Below are 18271 nucleotides of genomic sequence, written 5' to 3' on the forward strand. Positions count from 1 at the left end.
CTTTTTTTTTGTTGGCTTCCCCGCGCTCCCGCATGCGATTTTCGTCAAATTAACGGAGGTGCATCATCATGGCCCGGTTTACCGAAGAACTGAGACACGCGGCAGATCCCATTTATCAAGCCATCTTCAAGCATCCTTTTGTGCGGGGGATTGCGGAAGGGTCCTTGTCCAAGGAGCAGCTGGTTCACTACGTAAAGCAGGATTTTGAATACTTAAACGCCTACATTCGAATCTATGGCATCGCCATATCCCGGTGCGATTGCCGGCAGACGACCGCGCTGTTCAACGAACAGATCTCGTTTATTCTGAACAGCGAAACGCATCCTCACCAAAACTTTTGCGATGTCGCCGGCGTCGTATATGAGGACCTGCAGGGGTATCCGCTGGCACCATCGGCTAATCATTACATCCGGCATATGCTGAACGTCGCCCACGAAGGGGGACTTGAGGACATTGTAGCGGCACTGCTGCCCTGCCCATGGACCTACACAGAAATCGGTCAACGGCTGCTCGCGGAAGTTAAGCCGGAGAAATCCCATCCGTTTTATGAGTGGATGCACTTTTACGGGGACCGGGAAAGCGGTGTGACGGTACAGCTGCGGCGGCTTCTCGACGAGTGGGCTGAGGGGCTGCCGCCCGCGAGAAAAAGACGGCTGATGGAGCATTTCCTGACCAGCTGTCAGTTGGAATACATGTTCTGGGACATGGCATTTACGCTTGAGGATTGGCCGGTCCCCATGGCTGCAGCGGAAGGAGTGGGACGATGACGGCCGATATGTTCCCGTCCGGACTCATCCAGCTTCCTTCACGGATTAAAGAGCAGCGGCCGCTCATTCACAATATGACGAATGTGGTCGTGACCAATTTTACGGCCAACGGCTTGCTAGCCCTTGGTGCTTCCCCGGTCATGGCCTATGCCAGGGAAGAGGCGGCCGATATGGCCAGCATCGCCCAAGCCGTCGTTCTTAATCTCGGAACGCTGGGCAGCGAATTGGTGGAAGCTGCGATCATCGCCGGCCGATCGGCGAATGAACACGGCGTTCCGGTGTTCCTTGACCCCGTCGGCGCGGGAGCAACCGCATTTCGGACGGAGGCTGCGCAGCGCATTTTGCGCGAGGTGCGCGTGTCTCTGGTCCGGGGCAATGCGGCTGAGGTTGCCCATCTCATTGGCGAATCCGGCGCCATTAAGGGCGTCGACGCCGGTGAGACCGGGGAGTCCGCTCCTGCTGCCTTGGCCGCGCGTGCGGCGAACCGCCTGGGGACCCTTGTTGCCATTACCGGGAAAGAGGATGTCATCACCGACGGAACGAGAGGGTACTTGATCCGGGGCGGTCATCCGATGCTGACCCAAGTCACCGGAACCGGCTGCCTGCTGACATCGGTGATCGCCGCCTTTGGGGCCGCCGAATCCGATCTGCTGTCTGCCGGCGCGGCCGCCTTGGCGTATTACGGCGAAGCCGCCGTCCGGGCATTTGAGCGGGCAGGCATTGCAGGACCTGGAAGCTTCCAAATCGCTTTCCTGGACGCGTTGTCCGTGATGGACCGGCACCCGCTGGAGGAAGGATCCATTACCGCCCTTCTGGAGTCGGCAGGAAGAGGGTTTGTGCAATGAGCATTCCAAAAGCATTGACGGTTGCCGGTTCCGACAGCGGCGGCGGGGCAGGCATTCAGGCGGATATCAAGACGTTCCAGGAGTTTGGCGTATTCGGGATGTCGGCCATTACCGCCATTACGGTCCAAAACACGCTTGGGGTACAAGGCGTATATCCGCTCCCCGCAGCTGCGGCTGCCGAACAAATGGATGCCGTGGGCACCGACCTCGGCGTCGATGCGGTCAAAACCGGCATGTTGTTCAGCGCGGATATTATTGAAGCCGTCGCAGGCCGTATTGACGCATTTGGCTGGAAGAACGTGGTTGTAGACCCGGTCATGGTCGCCAAAGGCGGCGCACGGCTGCTGCAGAATGACGCAGTCGACGCGCTGAAGAACAAGCTGCTTCCGCTGGCTGCCGTCGTCACTCCCAACATTCCGGAGGCGGAGGTGCTGGCCGGGATGGCGATCCGGTCAATGGAGGAGCGCTGCGAGGCGGCCTACCGCATCGCAGCTTACGGTCCAGCGATGGTTGTGATCAAGGGCGGACATGAGGAGTCATCCGATAAGGCGGTTGATCTCACATTCGACGGAAAGTCCTTCTCAACTTTGGAAGGAAGGCGGATCGACACGCGCCATACGCATGGAACCGGATGCACCTTCTCGGCGGCGATCGCTGCTGGGCTGGCTAAAGGGGAACCGGTCAGCCAAGCCGTACGGACGGCCCGAGAATTCATCCAGGCGGCCATAGAGAACGCGCTCGGCATCGGCGGCGGGAGCGGTCCGACCAATCATTGGGCATACCGCAGCCACAAAGAAGGAGCGACAAGATAAGACGGACGTCATTTGTCTGTTTCAAAAGCGATCAGAACCTGTCTGTAAAGACAGGTTTTTTTCATGCGTCTTTCGGTTAGGCCTTGTCCAATTTTAAATGATACAATGGAGGAACGACTCTAACGCAAGAAAGGATGTTAACAAATTGGACGATCTCCTCATCCGTACTCACAATGGCCAGATCCAAGGATATATTCAGAACGGCGTGCGGACCTGGAAGGCAATTCCTTACGCCGAGCCGCCTGTCAGCGAACGGCGCTTCCGGAAACCGCTTCCCGCACGGCCATGGGCAGGCGTCAGACCTGGAGACATGACGGTTCCGCTTGCGCCGCAGCGCGTCAATCCCACGGGCGGCGCGTTTGGACTGAAGCGGGATCAGATCCCGCAGTCCGAAGACTGCCTGTACGTCAATGTGTGGGCTCCCGACGCGCCGGCTTTGCAGCCGCTACCGGTCATGGTGTGGATTCATGGCGGCGCCTTCGTTACAGGAGGAGGCGGCCTGCCCGTATATGACGGCTCCGTGCTGGCGCGCCGGGGCGGCTTGATTGTCGTCAGCCTCAGCTACCGGCTGGGTCCTCTTGGGTTTGCGCATCTGTCCCCATATTCGGGGGAGAGCGAAGACGGTTATGTCAGCAACCTGGGTCTGCTTGACCAAATCGAAGCGCTGCGCTGGGTAAAGCACAACATTGCCGCTTTCGGCGGCGATCCGCAGCAGGTGACCGTATTTGGGGAGTCGGCGGGGAGCATGAGCATCGCGGCGCTGCTGGCCATGCCAGCGGCCCAAGGCTTGTTCTGCCGGGCTATTATGCAGAGCGGAGCTTCCCAGGCGATTTCGGACCGCCAGGGCAGGCTGCTGACGAAGGGGCTGCTGGATATCCTTGGAATTCCGGAAGATCAGCTCGAACGGCTGCACGAAGTGCCTGCCGAGGATATTCTCCGCGCGGCAGACCAGTTGAAGCAGGCGGCGGGTGCCGGTGCCGTCATGCTCTTTCAGCCGGTCGTCGACGGGAAGTCGCTGCCCGTGACGCCTTTGGAAGCAGTGGGCGCCGGTTCCGCGGCCGGCATCGAAATCATGATCGGAACGAACCGGGAGGAGGGGGCACTCTTTATACCGGAGGGAATGCCGATGCTGACGAAGGAACAGAACGCCCGCGCGTATACGGTGGTGACCGGGACGAAGGAAGCAGCGGGTTGGATCGAATCGTATCCGGCGACCGTGGCGGGACAGCGTCAGGCGATGACCGAGCTGTTCTTTTGGAGATCGGCCCTTCAGTTCGCAGAAGCCCAACTGCCGTATGCGGCGGTATGGATGTACCGTTATGACTATGCAATGTTGCCGGGCGACCCGCTGCTGGGAACGGCCTTCCATTCGGCGGAAATTCCGTTTGTGTTTAACAATCTCGACTTGCTCGCAGGTGCAGGTATGGCAGTCAACGAAGAGATGAGGACTCTGGCGGAACGCATGCAGGAGGCTTGGACGACTTTTGCCAAATGTGGACAGCCGTCGACGCCGTCTCAGTCCTGGCCCGCTTACGATGCGGCAGAACGATGGACGATGGTGTTCGGGGCGGACAGCACGGTTGTCCGTGATCCGGAAGCGGAAAAACGGCGGATGCTGACCGGCGGAACTAACGGAAAACAATCCTAAGCAACCGATGTAAAAAAGGTCACCCCTGAGAATCCAATCCAGGCGTGACCTTTTTTTCATAAACCATGACGGTGCTCATTACATTTCGCGACTTCACGGCTAAGTAAATTCTACTTCTCCGTGGGGGGGATATCTCATCATCCTGAGTGAATGCTCGCCACAGCGCCCCCGCTTCTTCTTTCTCCCGATTCTGCTCCAAGTCCATCCTATTTGCTACCACTATGATGATCAAAATTTTGCAATTCCGGTTATGCCTGGGTTGCTCCGAAAAAAAGCTGGATTGATTAAAAGGGTATCCCCGATGCCGGGACGAAGAATAAGGGAGTGCCGCTTGGCAGGGTCGTGAAGAACGCTGCCTAATTTGCTGCGGCACAAGTCAAGAAAACAGCTATTGGAGGGCGAATAGGGCATGAATCCGCGTTTTGAAAGAACGGAAACATTAATGAACGACCGCTTTGGCCTGTTTATTCATTGGGGATTGTATGCGATTCCGGCCAGAGGAGAATGGGTACGGAGCCAGGAGCGCATCACGAATGAACAGTACCAGGCCTATTTTGAAGAGTTTAATCCGACGCTGTATGATCCGCGTGCATGGGCCAAAGCGGCCAAAGCAGCCGGACAGCGCTACGCCGTGCTGACGACCAAGCATCATGACGGCTTCTGCTTGTTTGACAGCGAGCTGACGGATTACAAAGCAACCAATACGCCGGCTGGAAGAGACCTAATCCGCGAGTATGTCGAAGCGTTTCGCGAAGAAGGGCTGCAGGTCGGTTTCTATTATTCCTTGATCGATTGGTACCATTCGGATTATCCTGCCTTCGGCGACCGGCAGCACCCGATGCGCGCCGAAGAATCGTATAAGAACCGGGAAGAGCAATTCGACCGGTATTTGGAGTATATGCACGGACAGGTCCGGGAACTGCTGACGAACTACGGAAAAATCGATATCATGTGGTTCGATTTCTCATATGATGATATGACCGGCGAAAAGTGGCGCGCCACCGAGCTGATCCGGATGATCCGGTCGCTTCAGCCAGACATCGTCATTGACAATCGCCTGGGCGGCAATATTATGGCGGCAGAGCCGGAGGAATACGCGGGCGATTTCTTTTCCCCTGAACAAATTATTCCGCCGCGCGGCATCGTGAATGACCAAGTTGAGCCGATTCCGTGGGAGGCGTGCATCACCTTAAACGACCATTGGGGATACCACGCCACAGACAAAAACTATAAGTCCCCAAGACAAGTCATCCGTGCGCTGGTGGAATGCGTCAGCAAAAACGGCAATTTGCTCCTGAATGTCGGACCGGACGCCAAAGGGGAAATTCCGAAGGAATCCCTGGCGATTCTGTCCGTGATCGGTGAATGGCTGCGCCGGAACGGAGACAGCATTTACGGCTGCGGGATTGCGAACCTTCCAAAGCCGGAGTGGGGCCGTTACACGCAAAAAGGGAATAAGCTGTACGCCCATATTTTTGACCGCGGCATCGGTCCGATCTATTTCCAGGGGCTGAAAGGAAAGATTAGAAAGGCCCGCCTTTTGTCTGACGGCAGCGAGCTTCACGTGGAAACGCCTTGGATGGCCGATCAATATTCGGATACGGAAAGCGGCGCGTTTATTCACCTGGCCGGCGGCGATCTGCCGGATGAACTGGACACGGTCATCGAGCTGGAATTAACGGAAGAAGTATAAAACAGACACAGGGGGGATCACGCGAATGAAGCCTGGAGTAAGTACATACAGCCTTCTGCAAGCGATTAAAGCGGGAGAGATGACGGTTCTGGACGTCATCGACTGGATCGCGGAGCAGGGCGGAGAACATATGGAGATCGTGCCTTACGGGTTTACGTTGGAGGATCAACCCGAGCTGGCCGACGCGGTCCGGGAGCGGGCGGCTGCCAAAGGAATCGAGCTGTCCAATTATTCGATGCCGGCGAACTTTGTGCAGGACACCCCGGAAGCTTTTGAAGCCGAAATCGAGCGGATCAAGCGGCATGTAGACACGGTCCACCGATTGGGCATGAAGCACATGCGCCATGACGTGACGGCATTTACGCTGCCACCGGAGAAGCGGGGCATCGATTATCTCGAAGCCAATCTGGACCAGATCGTCGAAGGATGCCGGCGGATTGCCGATTATGCGGCAGGGTTCGGCATCACGACCACAGTCGAGAATCATGGCATGAGTGTGCAGGCCAGCGACCGTGTTCAGCGCGTGCTGCAGGCCGTCGACCGTCCCAATTTCAAAACGACACTCGACATCGGCAACTTCCTCTGCGTCGACGAGCAGCCGCTTGTCGGCGTCAAACGGAATTTACCCTATGCATCGCTAGTGCACGTGAAGGATTTCTATATCCGCCCGGCGGACCAAAACCCGGGAGGCGGCGACTGGTTTCTCACCTCTCACGGCAATTATTTGCGGGGGTCCATCTTCGGTCAGGGGGATATCGACGTCCGGCGGGTACTCCGTTTGATCAAGGAATCCGGCTACGACGGATACATTACGCTGGAGTTCGAGGGCATGGAGGAGTGTCGCGAAGGCACGAAGCTAGGCCTTGAAAACCTGAAGCGGATCTGGGATGAAGTCTAAAGTACCCGATTAGGAAAAGAACAGAAGGCTGCCGGACATCCCCGGCAGCCTTGCTTTTTTACAGAAACGACTAGCTTATTCCATCCTTCAGGAGGTTTTTTTCATGATGATGCCTACGCATATCGGAGCCGTCGGTGGCTTTGTCGAGAACGGAAGCGGGGACATCCTGCTGGTCAAGACACGCCACGGCGGATGGGTTTTTCCCGGCGGCCAGGTGGAGAATGGTGAAAATTTGATCGATGCCCTAACCAGAGAAATCAAAGAAGAGAGCGGAATCGATACCGAAGTGTCTCATTTGGTTGGGGTGTATTCCAATACGGGCAGCTACCTGTGGCATGATGGACAAACCCCGGTTCCGACCAAGTTGATGCTGGACTTTGTTTGTATTCCGACGGGAGGGGAACTGTGCACATCCGAAGAGACTTCGGACAGTCGCTGGGTTCCGAAAAATCAGGTGCTCGACCTCGTAACCGCGCCGGCCATCCGCCTCCGGTTTCAGGCTTACCTGGACTTTACCGGTAAAATCCATTATATGGAGTACGTCACGAAACCGGCGTTTGAGGTCAAGCTGCAAAGAACTCTTTAATTCGAATGTAACGCCCCGGGCTCGGGGCGGGTCCATTTTACCCATACCCGGTAGATGATTGTCTTATCAACGTACTGCTCGTCGGCATACACCTCACGCTTAGCGTAACCCGCAGTCTTCGCCTTCATCAGCTCCCATACCAATGCGCCGGCGATCTTCGGATCGGTCGTCCGGTATCCGTCATACTCCCAGCCGAGTTTGTTATAGGGTTCGTCTAAGGCCCATACTTGGGCTTCATACATCGAATCAAACGTCATTTCTTCATCTAGCCAGATCAAACCGGACAAATCGTGCTTCTTTATTTCTTTGCCTGTTCCCTGAGTTACATGTTCGAAATAGGGCGTAGGCTTGCGATCATTGTTCTTCATGTTCAGTCCCCCCCATTTTCAGCGCAACGAAACGCCGTATGGTATAATCGGTCGCTTATGATTCGATCGAATGCTTATGGTTCGTTCAGCGCAAAACCTTTGGAATCAAACGTGGTCGACAGCACGGTAATCGTCTGCGTGAAGCCGTACTTGCTGCAGGCCATTCGGAACTCCTCCAGGGATTGCATCGAAGCCGCGACCACTTTCAGGATAAAGTTATATTGGCCGCTGATTTGGTGAAGTTCAAGCACATCGGGAGACTGCGCACAAAATTCAGTCAGCGCGTTGCACTGATTCGCCTGCACAAGAATAAATGCGGTGATCGGTTTGCCTATTTTCTCAGGAGACAGAACGGCACGGTAAGACTGAATGACGCCTTTATCCTCCAGCTTGCGAATCCGCTCAGTCACGGCAGGTCCGGACATATTGATCATGCGGCCCAGCTCGGAAATGGAAATCCGCGCATCTTTCTGCAGAATATCTAATATGCTCAAGTCGATTTGGTCCATAGGAGGACTCCTTTCCTCATTCGAAAAATCAGGCGGATCAAGCTGCAGATCCGGTTCCTGGGCAGGACTTTCAATTTTAAATTCCGCTATGCCGTCAAACTTTAAATTCAAAGTATGATGGTAGGAATAACTTGGTTTTGGTATGTAACGAAGCCGCGGATGCTCTTACAATGGAATTAAGAAATCCAAACGAAAGAGTCCTAGGAGGAGTTAACGATGAAAACCATACTATATAGCGAAAAATATATTGGTCGGCTGAGTCTGAGCAACAGACTGATCGTTTCCCCAATGCAGCAGAACCAGGGCACGCCTGAGGCGTTCGCCACCGATTATCACGTGAACCATTACAGCCGGCTTGCCGCCGGGGCCGCGATGGTCATGCTGGAATCGACCGGGGTGTCACCGAACGGTAGGCTGTTCGGCAATGACATCGGCATTTTTACGGATGATCATGTTGCCCCTTTGAAGAAAGTGGTCGAAGCCGTTCACGCGAAAAAAACGCCGATTTTTATTCAGCTAACGCACGGCGGCAGAAAGTCGTGGAAAAATGGGGGTTCGCGGCTGCTTGCACCCAGTCCGATTGCCTACGATGACGAATATGGGATTCCGGAAGAAATGAGTCTCTCGGATATCCAGAGCGAGATCGAAAATTTCCGGCAGGCTGCCCGAAGAAGTCTGGAGGCCGGTTTTGACGGCATCGAAGTGCATGCAGCACACGGCCACTTGGTGCATCAGTTCCTTTCCCCGCTGTCCAATCACCGTGCGGACGAATATGGCGGATCGCCGGAAAAGCGGACGCGCTTTCTCCGTGACATTTTGGAGGCCGTCCGATTAGAGGTGGGAGACGACTATCCGGTGATGATCCGCGTATCTGCGTCCGATTTTGTCGAAGGGGGTCTTGCCCCCGTGGATGTGGCGCAGATCGCCGCCTCCCTGGAACCGCTGCTCGATGCCGTGGATGTGTCTTCCGGAGGCCTGCTCCCGGTGAATCCTGCCGCGACGCCGGACGGATATCAGGTACCCTATGCCTCCATTATAAAGCAATACGTGAGCATTCCCATCATTGCCGTAGGTAAAATTTACACCAGAGCGCTTGCCGAGTTCATCCTATCCGATCGACTGGCGGACTTTATTGCCGTTGGCCGGCCGCTGCTGGACAATCCGGAGTATATTCGCAGCACCTTTTTTACCACTGAGACGGAAACCGTCGGCGTTAATTCTAATTGAGCCTTGAGATGAAAGAGTATCGAAGCTATCGTTAAGGGAGGAAGTATATGATACGAGGAGTTGTTAAAAACGATGCAGCTAATTAATGAACATGCGGTTCCATCGGCGTTTCCTGACGCCGGGAGAACGCTCGAAGCCGAAACAGCCCGGCTGATACAGCTGATCTACCTATATGCTCCACATGACGGTGCCTTTGATCAGCGCATCCCTGGTTTGTTCATCGGCCGCTATTCACGAGTAGACATGGACAACGTTAAAACCTTTTACTCGCCCTCTTTGGGAATCGTTGTGCAAGGAGCCAAGGACATCACGGTCGGGAAGGAAGTTCATCGAATCGGCCAATCGGATATGTTTGTGACTCCCGCAGCCCTGCCGGTTGCTGTTCAGACCACACAAGCCAGTCATTCCGAACCGCTGCTCGGTGTCAGACTGGATCTAGATCCGCAAAGAATCGCCGAGTTGGTCCTGAAAGTGTATCCCCAGGGACTGCCTCCAATTCATGAACGGAGCGCATGCTACGTCACTCACGCAGACTTAGGCATCGTAAGGACGATGTCGAGATTGATAGAGTATCTATTTCACCCCGGCGATGCCGAATTGCTAGCTCCACTCGCGGTGGATGAGATTTTAATTCGGCTTCTGCGCAGCCCCGTCGGCGTTCATGTTGCCGAAATGGGTTTTGCCGACTCGGAAATGCAGCCTGTGGTGAAGGCCATTGCTTGGCTCCGAGACCATTTTTCACAGCAAATAAAGGTTGAGAACTTAGCGGAATTGGAGCATATGAGCGTGTCCACTTTTTACAAGCATTTTAAGTCAGTCACTTCGATGAGCCCGCTGCAATACCAAAAAGCGCTGCGCCTTCAAGAAGCACGGCATCTGATGTTATCTCGCCAAATGGACGCAACCTCTGCATGCCGGCTTGTAGGGTATGTAAGCGACTCCCAGTTCAGCCGGGATTACAGCGCTTATTTCGGACGCCCGCCAAGAAGGGACGTTTCCAGATTGCGTCAAAGAGAACTAATCATGGATTGACCAAATGGTATCGTGCAGGTGAGGCCGGGGTTCGATCAGATCCGGGAAGCGTTCCAGAATATCAGGCAAAGAGTGGCGAGGATTAGGCAAAGGTCTGGGTGAGCTGTGGACTATGCTAAGTTTAGCGCTGGATCAGCGGCATCGGGATAAGTGATCACCGCCGCAAGAGATGCAAGCAGCTAAACTACTCTACAGCTTTAGGAGGACTTTACTATGCGTGTTTTTGTTACAGGAGCAACAGGCTTTATCGGTTCCGCCGTCGTCCGCGAACTCGTGGGTGCCGGGCATCAGGTCGTGGGGCTTGCCCGGTCAGACAAATCCGCCGAAGCACTGACCGCCGCCGGAATCGAGGTGAAGCGCGGCAACCTCAACGATCTCGACAGTCTTAAAGCTGGCGCCGAAGCATCGGATGGTGTCATTCACACTGCATTTAACACGGCTTTTAACAACTTTTCCGAAACCACGAACTTTGTAGACACCGCCGAAGCGGACCGGCGAGCGATCGAGACGTTGGGTGAAGCGCTCGCAGGAACGAATCGGCCCCTCATCGTCACATCCGGTACCGCCCTTCTTAGACCGGGCCGTCTCGCAATGGAAGAAGACACCACGGATTCACAGTCGTTCGCTGCGCTTCGAATCCCTTCCGAAGAGGCGGCGCTGTCATTCGCCCAACGAGGTGTGCGAGTATCGGTGGTGCGGCCCCCGTTGTCCGTACACGGCAAAGGGGATCATGGCTTCATCCCGGCACTCATCCACATTGCCAAGTCCAAAGGCGTCTCGGCTTACTTAGGCAAAGGTTCTAACCGCTGGTCCGCTGTACATCTTCTCGACCTTTCGCATCTGTTCCGGTTGGCCTTGGAAAAGGCACCCGCCGGCGCACGGCTGCACGGTGTTGGCGAAGAAGGGATACCGTTTCAAGATATCGCTAATGTCATTGGCCAACACCTTGAAGTGCCGGTGACAGCCATTTCCCCCGAGGAGGCTGACGAACACTTCGGTTTTCTTGCAGCCATGGCAAAGATGGACAACCCGGCCTCAAGCACCCGGACCCAAGAGCAATTGGGATGGTCTCCCATGCAGCCCGGGTTGATTACTGACATCGCTCGGAATTACTTTACAAACGAGTGACTCGGACGATCCGGATCAGACTGTCGACAAACCTTGTCGGCAGTTTGCATTTAAATTGGTTCCTACAAAATCGCATGTATTGGCTCTAATCATAAGCCACTTCCCTTATTATAATGAAGCTGTACACAAGCGAAAAGGGAGGAAATCAAGATGAACAGAACCTTGGGAACATCCGGCATCCCCGTAAGTCCGCTGGGGCTCGGCTGCTGGGCGATTGGCGGGAATTTTACGCTCGGCGGTTTGCCCGACGGATGGGGCGAGGTGGATGATGCGGAATCGGAGGCGGCGATCCATATTGCACTGGACAGGGGAGTGACCTTTTTTGATACGGCCGACGCCTACGGGACCGGACATAGTGAAGAAGTGCTGGGGCGCGCGGTCAAGGGGCGCCGCCATCAAGTGGTCATCGCCACCAAATTCGGATTTTTGCAGGACGCCGCGAACAGGGAAGTACATTTGCGTTACGACGTCTCGCCCTCCTATGTCCGCTCAGCCTGCGAGCGTTCGCTCAGACGACTTGGGACCGACTACATCGATTTGTTTCAGATTCATCCGGGTTCCTTGACCCGCGAAGAAATGGAGTCCGTGATCGATCCGCTGGAACGTCTGCGAGGTGAAGGGCTTATCAGGGCTTACGGGTGGAGTACGGGCGATGCCGAGAACGCCGAATTTTTCGCCAGCCGATCTCATGCGGCCGCCATTCAGCATGAGCAAAATATTTTCCATGACAACCATGATGTATTGGCCGTTTGCGAGCGATTGGGTCTTGCAAGCATTAACAACACGCCGCTGGCGATGGGACTTTTGAGCGGCAAATTCCGGCCGGAGACAAGCCTGCCGAATACCGACGTCAGGGGCAGCGGACATGACTGGGTAAGGTACTTTAAAGACGGCAGCCCCCTTCCCGAGTTCATTGAGAAGCTTGACGCCGTCAGAGAAATCTTGACGAGCGGCGAGCGGACACTGGTACAAGGAGCCCTTGCCTGGTTATGGGCCAGAAGCGATGCCGCTATCCCGATTCCGGGCTTTAAAACGAGACAGCAGGTGGAGGAACTGGCAGGTGCTGTTTCCCTCGGGCCTTTAACCGCCCGGCAAATGCAAGAAATCGATGGGATTTTGAACAGCTTGTAATAAGTTTTGCATTAGATACCTAGGATTGAACCCTCACGATATGCTTCGTGAGGGTTTTCCATTTCATGAATTTCACGGAAATGTAATGCCAGTATGAAGAGAATGTTAAATTTTCGTATGATTTTAATGTTTTTTTAAGATAATTGGCGTATACTGTTCGCTTGAGAACAGATGGGAGTGATACCGTGCGCCAATTATTTGTGCCGTCCAAGCGGGTGGGGATAACCCTTTTCTCCTTGCTGCTCGGCGGTTTTATATTGAATTTCTTTATGCAGGCGGCTTCGCTCGGGATGAATATTGGAAGCGTGCTGAACTGGATTTCCCAATACTATTGGCTTTATTTGTCCGGCAGTTTGTTTTTCTTCTTCGTGCTGCTGGTCTGTGCCATGCTCATTCCGAACGTTTATACGGGAGCGTTGATCGCTTTTCTGGTGTGTATGATCCTCGGAATCGCCAATTATGAGAAGCTGTCCACTACGGGCGAGCCCCTGTTTCCATGGGATTTGATGCAGATCAAGAACGCCCAGGAAATGACGAAAATTACGAAGGGGATGATCTCACCGATAGCAGTCATCGTGTCGGTGCTGATCGTTGCGGCCTTGATCTATCTGATGCTGAAGCTTCCGAAGGTTAAGGTCCGTCTCCCGCTGCGGATCACGCTGGGCGTCATCGCGGTGGTGGCGGTCGGCGGATTTATTCAAATGGTCGGCGGCCAGCACGCGCTGGCTACATCGCTGAAGTATCAGAACATTCCGTGGAACCAGAAGGTCAACTATGCCCAGAACGGGTTCGTGTATGCCTTTGCCGGCAACCTGATGCAGAATATGATCGAAAAACCGGATGGTTACAGTAAGGAAGCGATCGAAGCCATCGCGCAAAAATACGGCGATTTTGCCAATACGCCGACAGGCAAATCGGTAGAACAGCCAAATATTATGTATATGATGGATGAGGCTTTTTTTGATCCGACCCGGATGCCGTCCTATACGTTCAGCGAGGATCCGCTGACGTTTATTCACCAGAATGCCAAATCGACGCCGGATGGATTTCTGCTGTCCCCTGAGTTCGGAGGCAACACGGCCAATGTGGAATTCGAGGCGCTGACTGGGCTTTCGATGTATTTTCTGAAAGACGGGTCGATCCCGTACCAGCAGCGGATCGTCAAAATGTCCTCGCTTCCTTCCATCGTGAGCATTCTGAAGGACCGGGGATACGAAGCGCTTGCGCTGCATCCGTTTGATGACACGTTCTATAACCGCAACCGGGTGTACCCGATACTCGGCTTTGACCAATTCACGAGCGAGAAGGATCTGCCGAATGCCAAGCGGTATACGCCTAACGGATACATTTCCGACATGGCCGCCGTACAGGAAGCGGTCCGTGAGCTGAAATCGGCGAGCAAGCCGACATTCCTGCACCTGGTGACGATGCAGAACCATTTTCCGTTCACCAAGGGATTAAACGGTTCGAACACGATTACGGTTTCTGGCGTCAAATCGGAATACAAAGACGAGCTGGAAACGTACACGCATGACACCAAGCTGACGGATGAGGCGGTGGCTTACTTGAGCCAGCAGCTGAAGACGATTCAGCGGCCGACGATCGTCGCGTTCTGGGGCGACCATCTGCCGGCCTTGTCCTCCGGCGTGTATGCCCAGGCGGGATTTAACGACAACCCGCGCCTGAAGCATGAGACGAAGCTGATCTATTTGGCCAACTTTGATATCGGCAGCAAGTCTCCAGGCACGATGAGTCCGGCTTTTATCGGACCGACGGTGTTTGAATTGTCCGGCCAAACCATGCCGACGTATTACAAGCTTCTGGAGAAGGTGAAGTCCGAAATTCCCGGCTTGAACAAAAGCGTGTTAATCGGCAAAGATAACGCCGTGATCGCTGCTTTGACACCGGAGCAGCAGTCGCTGCTGAACGATTACAAGCTTGTGGTTTACGATATGCTGGAGGGAGAGCAGTACGGTAAGGATTTGCTGTACTAGGGATTGACTATTGCCCTCACCAATCGAAGAAGGGGATGTCCCGTGGTTAGCACCATGGACATCCCCTTTGCCATATTTAGAGCTTCGCCGAGACGGTCCGATAATAGGTTTTGACTGTAAACGCATAATAGGCGAAATAGATCAGAAGATAGGCTCCACCGGAGATCAGGATCGGAGCGGCGAACAGACCGCTGATCAGGTTAATGCCGGCAAGTGCCCGAAGCATCATGATATTGTGGATCAGTCCGACGATCAGCGGGAGTCCGAACACGAACAGCACCTGCTTGGCGACCGACCGGCGGATATCTTTACGGCTTACACCGATTTTGCGCAAAATGCGATAGCTTTCTTTGCTGGCTTCCGCTTCGGTCAGCTGATTAAAGTAGATGATGCTTCCGGTAGCCGCCAGAAAAACCAAGCCGAGAAATCCTAGGGTGAAGACGTTGATACCGGCATTTTCCACATTCTGACGGTACTGCTGATAGAATGTAGCCATTCCGGTTCCTTCTCCAGCAAGTTTGGCCAGTGCAGTCGAGGTCTCCTTCGTCGTTTCCTGGCCGCTGACTTTAAAGGAATTATAGGTTATGGTTCCGATGCTCTTGCTCAACTGACTGAACAGGCTGTCGCTGATGATGATGCACATATCCGGATAGCCCCAAGGAAGGATACGTCCTTCAGCAATCCTAGTCACCTCTAAGCTCTCCTGGTCATTCCCCGTGGTGACGGATATTCGATTTCCTCGTACCTCATCAGCCGATAGGTTCGTGTACAATGGGCGAACAAGGACAACGTCCCGACCTGAGGGCTGTAGGCGTTCTTTGTAGCCCAGTGCCACAGCGGCCCGATTATACGATGATGCGGAAATCAGCTTCACGGGAACCTTCTTTGGCTCGTAATTTCCGGGTTGATAGGCAAACCGGGTCAGATCGGCATCTATCGTGATCGCTGGGAGGCTGATTTCTGCTTTGACTGGATGTCTGGTGTCCGAGAGAATGATCTGTCTGGCTTTGGCATCAAAGTCGTTGTCCGAAGCTGCATAGGTGTAGCTGAACGGCATCTCCTGTACGGCGCTCTGCTTTTGGGTATAAAAAAGGCTGTAGCCGACGCTTGCCGCGCACAAGGTCAAGGCACTAAGCAGCGAGATCGTGGTCAGCATGACTGTATTGCTGCGGATGCGGTAGAGCAGGTTGGATGTACCGATCATGTTGATGCCGCGGTAATACCTTTTTTTATCAAGTGATGACAGCCGTAAGAACGCAATGACAAGGGAGCGGAACAACAAATAAGTACCGGCGCCTAGTCCAATCAAAATGATGGAGAAATTGACAAGAATACCTTGGGTGGTACTTATTGGTTTAAAGGCGGTCCCGTATCCCAGGGCAATGAGGAAGACGGACAGCCCCGCAGCGAGCAGAGAAATTCGGGGTGCATGCTCGCCTTTTCGCTCGGCCTGAAACAGTTCTACCAGCTTGAACTTATAGATCAGCCGGTAGCCTTGCATGGAAGTGATCAGAATCAGGGCAGCAAATACCAATGTAACTTGACCTATGGCCCCGAGGTGTATTTCAAATCCGGCTTTGACCGGGTTGTCCAATAGCTTCAGCAGAATCATGGCGAACAGTTTCGATAATAGTGTGCCGAGGAAGATGCCTACGATGATGGCTGCCAGGCTCATGATCAGGTTTTCATAGAGCAGCATCCGGGCGATCGTTTGCCTTCGCATACCGAGCAAGGCGTATAAACCGACCTCCTTCTTTCGTTTTCTGGTGAAGAAGGCGTTGGAGCCCCAAACAAATATGGCCGTAAACAAAATCAGGATGACGGATGCCTGAGACAGAACGGCCCGGAGGCTTTCGGATGACTGCAGTCCTTCAGCGATTGCCTTACTGTACTGAAGCGACACGAAAATATAGTAAATCATGACGCTGAAAATCATGGACAGCAGGTAGATTAAATAATGTTTGAAGTTCCCCTGAATATTTTTCTTCGCTACGTCAAACAGCGTCAATGGCTCCGCCTCCCAGTACGGCCAATACGTCCAGCACTTTTTTGAATAAGTCTCTGCGCGACTGGCTTCCCTTGACCAATTCGGTGAACAGGCTTCCGTCCTTGATGAAAATCACCCGCTTGCAGTAGCTGGCGGCATAGGCATCATGGGTAACCATCAGAATCGTGGTTCCTTCCTGTTCGTTCAATTCCTTCAAGCTTTCCAGAAAGTCGGTTGCCGATTTGGAATCCAGCGCTCCGGTAGGCTCGTCGGCCAGCAGCAGCGCGGGTTTCGTAACGATCGCCCGGGAGGCGGCCGTCCGCTGCTTCTGTCCGCCCGATATCTGATACGGATACTTGTCCAGAATGGACTCGATTCCGAACCGGACCGAAACCTCGTTCGCTCTCTGCTCCAGCTGTCCAACATTCATTTTGGCGATGGCCAGCGGAAGCACGATGTTCTCCTTGACCGTCAGCGTATCGAGCAGGTTGTAATCCTGAAACACGAAGCCCAGCCGGTCACGGCGAAACGAAGAGAGCTGTTCCTCGTTCATGTTCAGAATGTTGTAACCGTCGATCACCACTTCGCCCGAGGTCGGGGAATCGATGGTGGCCAAAATATTGAGCAGCGTGGTTTTTCCCGAGCCTGACGGACCCATAATAGCCACGCTTTCGCCTTCCATGACGTTCAGGTCGATTTGCTGCAGGGCGGGTATGACGCTGCCTCCCGAGCCGTATACTTTGGAGATTTGTTTGCCTTCTATGACGATATTCATTGATTGTGTTTCCTCCTTAATCGGGGTCCGTAGTAGACTTTAACCCAAGCGGCCGAACAAAGTGAACAGGAATAGGCCGGCACAGACGATCAGCGACCAAGTTCCTATTTTCAGCCATCCGGGAAAAGGGGTGCTGCGCAGCATGGTCCACCCGAACGGAATCAAAGCAACGGCCAGCCCTCCAGCTGCCGCTATGGACCATGGGGTCGTTCCTTTCAATACGCCGAGCGGGAGCGCGCAGGTCAGTGACAGTGCTGCGGATTGGACCAGGCCAAGCGTGCCGGAACGGTAGCAACCGATGGCCAGAACGATCCATCCTGAGATAATGGCCAGGTTAAAAGTGCTGTATATGTGGAAAGCACCGTATGCATCTCCGACCGTGTTCACCGCCTGATCGACGCCGCCCGTTCTCACTAATTGAAAGGCCAGATGGTCGACTCCTGCATGGAAGGTGCGGGCAAACAGGCCCGCGATGGTGAATATTCCGCCCCAAAACGCCCAAAGCGGTTTCGAAACGCCGATCGACTGGACCAGCAGCAGGACGGCCGGCCAGAGCATGACGATCCCGGCCCCGAACAGACTGTACGAAACCGTAATTTGCAGCGGATGCTCGCCATAAGCAGCCAATTGGTCGGGAAAGAAAAAGTGATACGGTGAGCGGAGCAATATACCCGCCAGAAGCAATAAGGGCGATACAATCAGGGAAATTCCACCGGCCCAGGGACCGGGAAATCTCTGCTTCGCCACTGCTGAGGTCAGCGCTATTTTACCATGTCCTTGCATAAAATCTCTCCTTGTTCTTTGCTGTTACCAAGCCCGGTTGTGTTCATTATAGAGGAGTCAATATGCATCGAAGCTTACGGTTTAAGGA

General features: G+C 54.2%; 17 protein-coding genes. 12 read left to right on the forward strand and 5 right to left on the reverse strand.

Annotated features, from left to right (window positions below):
- Positions 1-68: 68 nt before the first annotated feature.
- The 7 genes from tenA to CJP46_RS04850 all read left to right on the forward strand — a co-directional run bounded on the left by tenA (position 69) and on the right by CJP46_RS04850 (position 7249).
- The gene (tenA, locus tag CJP46_RS04815) at positions 69-767 is read left to right on the forward strand and encodes a thiaminase II (RefSeq protein ID WP_094594434.1); all 699 of its coding nucleotides are present in this window, start codon (positions 69-71) and stop codon (positions 765-767) included.
- Positions 764-1612 carry a hydroxyethylthiazole kinase gene (thiM, locus tag CJP46_RS04820; RefSeq protein WP_306431029.1) on the forward strand — a complete coding sequence of 283 codons (849 nt, stop codon included), beginning with the start codon at positions 764-766 and terminating at the stop codon, positions 1610-1612. Before tenA ends, thiM begins: the two co-directional genes overlap by 4 nt.
- Entirely contained in the window at positions 1609-2424 is an 816-nt protein-coding gene (gene thiD / locus CJP46_RS04825) for a bifunctional hydroxymethylpyrimidine kinase/phosphomethylpyrimidine kinase (RefSeq protein WP_094594435.1), read from the forward strand. Before thiM ends, thiD begins: the two co-directional genes overlap by 4 nt.
- A 145-nt stretch (positions 2425-2569) precedes the next feature.
- Positions 2570-4072, forward strand: coding sequence for a carboxylesterase/lipase family protein (locus tag CJP46_RS04830; protein ID WP_094594436.1), 1503 nt, complete (start codon positions 2570-2572; stop codon positions 4070-4072).
- Positions 4073-4481: 409 nt separating this feature from the next.
- Positions 4482-5765: an alpha-L-fucosidase gene (locus CJP46_RS04840; protein WP_094594438.1), complete on the forward strand. Its 1284-nt coding sequence runs from the start codon at positions 4482-4484 to the stop codon at positions 5763-5765.
- A gap of 25 nt (positions 5766-5790) precedes the next feature.
- Complete coding sequence (locus CJP46_RS04845) at positions 5791-6663, forward strand: sugar phosphate isomerase/epimerase family protein (protein ID WP_094594439.1); 873 nt, start codon at positions 5791-5793, stop codon at positions 6661-6663.
- A gap of 103 nt (positions 6664-6766) precedes the next feature.
- Complete coding sequence (locus tag CJP46_RS04850) at positions 6767-7249, forward strand: NUDIX hydrolase (protein WP_094594440.1); 483 nt, start codon at positions 6767-6769, stop codon at positions 7247-7249.
- Here the strand turns inward: CJP46_RS04850 and CJP46_RS04855 are convergent.
- Both CJP46_RS04855 and CJP46_RS04860 read right to left on the reverse strand, forming a co-directional pair.
- On the reverse strand, positions 7246-7617 hold the full coding sequence (locus CJP46_RS04855; RefSeq protein ID WP_094594441.1) for a hypothetical protein: 372 nt from the start codon (positions 7615-7617) through the stop codon (positions 7246-7248). The two genes, CJP46_RS04850 and CJP46_RS04855, sit on opposite strands and share 4 nt — an antisense overlap.
- 74 nt (positions 7618-7691) lie before the next feature.
- Complete coding sequence (locus tag CJP46_RS04860; protein ID WP_094594442.1) at positions 7692-8126, reverse strand: Lrp/AsnC family transcriptional regulator; 435 nt, start codon at positions 8124-8126, stop codon at positions 7692-7694.
- A gap of 216 nt (positions 8127-8342) precedes the next feature.
- On the opposite strand from CJP46_RS04860, the gene CJP46_RS04865 reads away from it, so the two are divergent.
- The 5 genes from CJP46_RS04865 (at position 8343) to CJP46_RS04885 (ending at position 14638) form a co-directional block, all read left to right on the forward strand.
- On the forward strand, positions 8343-9353 hold the full coding sequence (locus CJP46_RS04865) for an oxidoreductase (RefSeq protein WP_094594443.1): 1011 nt from the start codon (positions 8343-8345) through the stop codon (positions 9351-9353).
- A gap of 72 nt (positions 9354-9425) precedes the next feature.
- Entirely contained in the window at positions 9426-10385 is a 960-nt protein-coding gene (locus CJP46_RS04870) for an AraC family transcriptional regulator (RefSeq protein WP_094594444.1), read from the forward strand.
- A gap of 213 nt (positions 10386-10598) precedes the next feature.
- Complete coding sequence (locus CJP46_RS04875) at positions 10599-11513, forward strand: SDR family oxidoreductase (protein WP_094594445.1); 915 nt, start codon at positions 10599-10601, stop codon at positions 11511-11513.
- Positions 11514-11663: 150 nt separating this feature from the next.
- Positions 11664-12644 (forward strand): aldo/keto reductase, encoded by a 981-nt coding sequence (locus tag CJP46_RS04880; RefSeq protein WP_094594446.1) that lies wholly within the window; start codon positions 11664-11666, stop codon positions 12642-12644.
- 185 nt (positions 12645-12829) lie between these two features.
- Positions 12830-14638, forward strand: coding sequence for an LTA synthase family protein (locus tag CJP46_RS04885; RefSeq protein WP_094594447.1), 1809 nt, complete (start codon positions 12830-12832; stop codon positions 14636-14638).
- 76 nt (positions 14639-14714) lie between these two features.
- Here the strand turns inward: CJP46_RS04885 and CJP46_RS04890 are convergent, their stop codons facing one another.
- Genes CJP46_RS04890 through CJP46_RS04900 form a run of 3 tightly spaced genes read right to left on the reverse strand, consistent with a single transcriptional unit; the run spans position 14715 to position 18183 of the window.
- Positions 14715-16646, reverse strand: coding sequence for an ABC transporter permease (locus CJP46_RS04890; RefSeq protein ID WP_094594448.1), 1932 nt, complete (start codon positions 16644-16646; stop codon positions 14715-14717).
- Positions 16633-17400 carry an ABC transporter ATP-binding protein gene (locus CJP46_RS04895; RefSeq protein WP_094594449.1) on the reverse strand — a complete coding sequence of 256 codons (768 nt, stop codon included), beginning with the start codon at positions 17398-17400 and terminating at the stop codon, positions 16633-16635. Before CJP46_RS04895 ends, CJP46_RS04890 begins: the two co-directional genes overlap by 14 nt.
- A gap of 39 nt (positions 17401-17439) precedes the next feature.
- Positions 17440-18183 carry a hypothetical protein gene (locus CJP46_RS04900; protein ID WP_094594450.1) on the reverse strand — a complete coding sequence of 248 codons (744 nt, stop codon included), beginning with the start codon at positions 18181-18183 and terminating at the stop codon, positions 17440-17442.
- Positions 18184-18271 lie beyond the last annotated feature (88 nt).

Source organism: Paenibacillus sp. XY044 (genome assembly GCF_002257645.1).
Taxonomy (GTDB): domain Bacteria; phylum Bacillota; class Bacilli; order Paenibacillales; family Paenibacillaceae; genus Paenibacillus_AQ.